Below are 4,681 nucleotides of genomic sequence, written 5' to 3'. Positions count from 1 at the left end.
CTTTTAAGTGTTAGCTGGCTTGTTTGCAAATTATAGTTATTTGCAAGCGCACCAGTAACAAGCTCATTTAGTTGATCAGAATTAAGCTTTTTCCACCAGTTTGTTTCATCAGCAACGCTAACGTTACTAGCAATATTAGCTTTGGCAACAAATTCGTTAACGGCTTTTTGCTCACTCATGGTGTCTATTTTACTCGCACACCCGGCTAAAAACGCAGCGACTAATACCGCACTGACAGTTAGACTTGTTTTAAGTCTTTTTTGCATTAATTTAGTCATGAGTATTCTCCTGCGCTTTCTCTTTTTTGTTAGTCACTAACATATAAAATACCGGCGTAAACAATAGGCCAAACACGGTTACACCTATCATGCCTGAGAATACTGCGTTACCCATTGCGTGTCGCATTTCGGCGCCCGCACCGGTGGCAAGTACTAACGGTACAACACCTGCTGTAAATGCAATTGACGTCATTAATATTGGGCGCAAGCGCATACGACATGCCTCAAGTATTGCCTCTAAGTGCGATAAGCCTGAGTCGTGTCTGTCTTTTGCAAACTCAACCATCAATATTGCATTTTTAGAAGCCAACGCGACCAGTACTATTAACGCTATTTGGGTGAATATGTTGTTGTCAGAGCCGACAAACCACACACCTAACAAGGCTGAGAAAATAGTCATTGGTACAATTAATATAATTGCCAGTGGTAAACGTAAGCTCTCGTACTGCGCTGCAAGTACCATAAATACAAGTAATACAACTAACGGGAATACATAAACCATGGTGTTACCGGCAAGTACTTGTTGGTACGTTACTTCAGTCCACTCATATTCAATACCTGTTGGTAGTGTGTCTGCGAGTACTTTTTCAATAGCAACTTGTGCTTGATCAGAACTATAACCTGGCGCTGGGCTACCATTTAGTTCTGCACTTGGGTATCCGTTGTAATGCATAACACGGTCAGGACCAATTGTTGGTGTTACTGTTAATACAGAGCCTAATGGCACCATATTACCTGAGCGATTACGTACTTTTAAATTAAGTATTTGATCAGGGTCTAAGCGGTAGTCAGCATCAGCCTGTGCATTTACTTGGTACGTACGACCAAACATATTAAAGTCATTTACGTACACAGAGCCTAAGTAAATTTGCAGTGCATTAAATACTTCATCAAGTGGAATACCTTGAATAAGCGCTTGTTCGCGGTCAATATCAATATCCATTTGTGGAACTTGGATACGGAAACTTGAGTACAGACCCATTAATGCAGGGTCTTGTTGCGCTTTACCAATAACGGCTTGCAGGCTATTAAATAGTGCTTCAAACCCTTTATTAGCTCTGTCTTCTATTTGCAGTTTAAAACCACCTGTAGTGCCCAAACCTTGAATTGGCGGCGGTGGAAATACCGCTACAAATGCCTCATCAATGGCGGCAAAACGTTTATTCAACTGCGCCGCTATCGCCATCGCTGATTGGCTTGGATCGGTACGTTTGTCAAAGCTTTCAAGTGGTGTAATTACAATGCCGCTGTTAGGGCTATTTGTTAAACCGTTCACTGATAAGCCAGGATAAGCAACAGTATGTGCAACGCCTGGTACTTCTAATGCAATTTGCTGCATTTGAGCAAGTACATCTTCAGTACGATCAAGGCTTGATGCGTCAGGCAACTGCGCAATAGCCACTAAATACTGTTTATCTTGCTGTGGAATAAAGCCACCAGGTACGGTATCAAATAACTTAATTGTGCCGCCAACAAGTGCAATATAAGCCACCATTACAACAACGGTCATACGGATTAGTTTTTGTACCAGTTTTTCGTACCCTTTAGCACCACGATTAAAAACGCGGTTAAATGGTTCAAATAACCAACGACCAAACAATTTATTAAGTAAACGCGTGAACGCATCTGTTTTTGCATCATGTGATTTTAATAACAGTGCAGCAAGCGCAGGCGATAACGTTAATGAGTTAAACGCTGAGATAATCGTCGAAATTGTAATTGTAAGTGCAAATTGCTTATAAAACTGACCTGATAAACCGGTAATAAACGCAGTAGGAATAAATACAGCACTTAGTACTAGCGCAATGGCAATAATAGGGCCTGTTACTTCGCTCATTGCAACGCGGGTTGCTTCAAGTGGCGATAAGCCTTTTTCAATATTACGCTCTACGTTTTCAACAACTACAATCGCATCATCTACAACAATACCTATGGCCAATACTAAGCCAAACAACGACAAGGTATTAATTGAGACACCTAACCACTGCATTACTGCAAACGTACCAATGAGCGAAATAGGCACAGCAATTAATGGAATAATTGATGCACGCCACGTTTGTAAAAATACAATAACAACAATAACTACCAGCACAATTGCTTCAAGCAACGTTGCAATTACCGCGTCAATTGAGCCGCGAACAAATACCGTAGGGTCGTACACAATGTCGTATTCAACACCAGTAGGAAAATCTTTAGATAAGCGCGCCATTGTTTCACGTACTTGATCGGAAAGCTCAATAGCGTTTGAACCTGGGCGTTGGAATATTGGCATTGCAAGAGCTGGTTGGTTATCAAGCTCTGCACGCAGTGCGTAAGTGTCTTGACCTAAATCAACACGGGCTATATCAGATAAACGCGTTAACTGACCTTCGTCGCCTACTTTAATAATAACTTGTTCAAATTCTTCAATACTGTTTAAACGACCTTTAACGTTTAACAATATTTGAAATTGACTGTCGTTTGAAATTGGTTGCGCACCTAAGCTACCTGCAGCAACTTGCTGGTTTTGCGAGCGAAGTGCTGTCACTACATCTGTTGCTGTTAATTCGCGTGCAGCAAGTGCATCTGGGTTTAGCCATACTCGCATTGAGTATTTGCCAGCACCAAACATGCGGATATCACCTACGCCTGGTAAACGCGCAATTTCATCTTTAATGTTTAAATCGGCATAGTTAGATAAGTAAGCTGTGTCGTGCGTTTTTTCAGGTGAGTATAAATGCACTACCATGGTTAAATCTGGTGATGACTTTTCAGCCACAACACCTAAACGTTGTACTTCTTCTGGCAAACGCGGAAGCGCACTGTTTACACGGTTTTGCACTTGTACTTGAGCACGGTCTAAATCGGTACCTAAAGCAAAGGTTACCGTTAGTGTCATGCGGCCATCACTGGTACCTTGCGAAAACATATATAGCATGTTTTCAGTACCGTTAATTTCTTGCTCCAGCGGTGTTGCCACTGTTTGCGCAATAACGGTAGGGTTAGCACCTGGGTAGTTGGCGGTAACAACAACTGTTGGAGGAACTACTTCTGGGTATTCACTTACTGGTAATTGGAATAGTGATATACCACCAGCAATTAAAATAACCAATGACAGCATGGCCGCAAATATTGGACGCTGTATAAAGAAATGCGAGAATTTCATCAATAAACCTTATTGCTTAGCCACAAGTTGTGCGTTGTCATTTAACAATGTAAATGCCACACCACTTGTATCAATTGTTACTGTTTGCGGAGAGATTGGCATACCAGGGCCTACGCGAGCTGGGCCATTTACAGCAATAACATCACCTTCATTAAGGCCCGATGTAACCGCACGTAATGCACCGTAACGCTCACCAGTAGTAATAAGTTTGTATTCAAGTACGTTGTTTTCGCCAACCGTTAATACAAAACGATTTTTTAAGTCGGTACCAATTGCACGTTCTGGGATAATAATCGCGTCGCTAATAGAGTTGGCTGCAAGCTTAATACGTGCAAACGAGCCTGCGCGTAATTGGTTGCTGTCTTCATTAAATACCGCACGTACGCGTAATGTACCTGTTGATGAATTAATTTGGTTATCAATAAAGTTAATGTAGCCTTTGTATGCAAAATCGCTTTGACCCACTTTTTGCATTACAACAGTTTGATGGCTCGCAGCAGTAACATCATTAAAAGAGCTATTCCATGTGCGTTCATCAACATCAAAATAAGCATACATAGCTTGGTTTGAAACAATTGACGTTAATACGCTTTGACCCGCAAGTATGTTATTACCTTTGGTAATATTTGCGCGAGAAATAATGCCATCAATTGGTGATACTACTGACGTAAACTCTAAATCAAGCTCTGCTGAAGTAAGTTGTGCTTGAAGTGCAGAAAGCTGTGCTTCGCGTTGGCGTAGTGTTGAAGTACGCGCTTGTGCTTGCTCAGTTGAGATTGCCTTACGGTCTAATAAGCGTACCGCACGTTTGTCTTCACTTTTAGCTTGTTCAAGTGCGGCTTCTGCGCTGTTAATTTGCGCTTTTAAACTAGCAACCACAGCAGCAAATGGACGAGCATCTAATTGAAATAAAACATCGCCTTCTTTAACCACATCGCCTTCTTTAAATTCAATGCTATCGATGATTCCCGATACACGCGGCATTAAAGCAACTTCTTGTGGAGACTCTAAACGAGTTGTATATGTGTGCCAGCTTTGTACCGGCTTAACAAGCACCTGTGCTACATCAATTGGTTGAAGTTGCTGTGCAGGTGCTGATTGAGCTGTGCTCTCATCAGCACAACCCGCAAGTGTTAAAGATGCCGCAGTAAGTGCAGCAGCAATTAGATGTTTGTTCATGAAGACGCTCCATTGTTGATTAGCCTCGCATAATACGGATTAAACCCGTGTGTAAAAACCATAGATTTTTAAATTCATT

At 41.7% G+C, this 4,681-nt stretch carries 2 protein-coding genes and 1 pseudogene; all 3 read right to left on the bottom strand.

Annotated features, from left to right (window positions below):
- Positions 1 to 278: pseudogene (locus L654_RS0122105) on the bottom strand (TolC family protein); the annotation flags it as partial.
- On the bottom strand, positions 271 to 3,423 hold the full coding sequence (locus tag L654_RS0122100; protein ID WP_024609064.1) for a multidrug efflux RND transporter permease subunit: 3,153 nt from the start codon (positions 3,421 to 3,423) through the stop codon (positions 271 to 273). The gene L654_RS0122100 and the pseudogene L654_RS0122105, both read right to left, overlap by 8 nt.
- 9 nt (positions 3,424 to 3,432) lie before the next feature.
- On the bottom strand, positions 3,433 to 4,602 hold the full coding sequence (locus L654_RS0122095) for an efflux RND transporter periplasmic adaptor subunit (protein WP_010553924.1): 1,170 nt from the start codon (positions 4,600 to 4,602) through the stop codon (positions 3,433 to 3,435).
- Positions 4,603 to 4,681 lie beyond the last annotated feature (79 nt).

Source organism: Pseudoalteromonas sp. TAB23, assembly GCF_000498075.1.
Taxonomy (GTDB): domain Bacteria; phylum Pseudomonadota; class Gammaproteobacteria; order Enterobacterales; family Alteromonadaceae; genus Pseudoalteromonas; species Pseudoalteromonas arctica.
Note: the sequence above shows the minus strand (reverse complement) of the source record. Positions and strands in the feature narration are given on the sequence as shown.

Excerpts from the sequence above, each read along its gene's own strand:
- L654_RS0122095 (WP_010553924.1), bottom strand. The coding sequence starts at position 4,602 with ATGAACAAACATCTAATTGCTGCTGCACTTACTGCGGCATCTTTAACA.
- L654_RS0122100 (WP_024609064.1), bottom strand. The coding sequence starts at position 3,423 with ATGAAATTCTCGCATTTCTTTATACAGCGTCCAATATTTGCGGCCATG.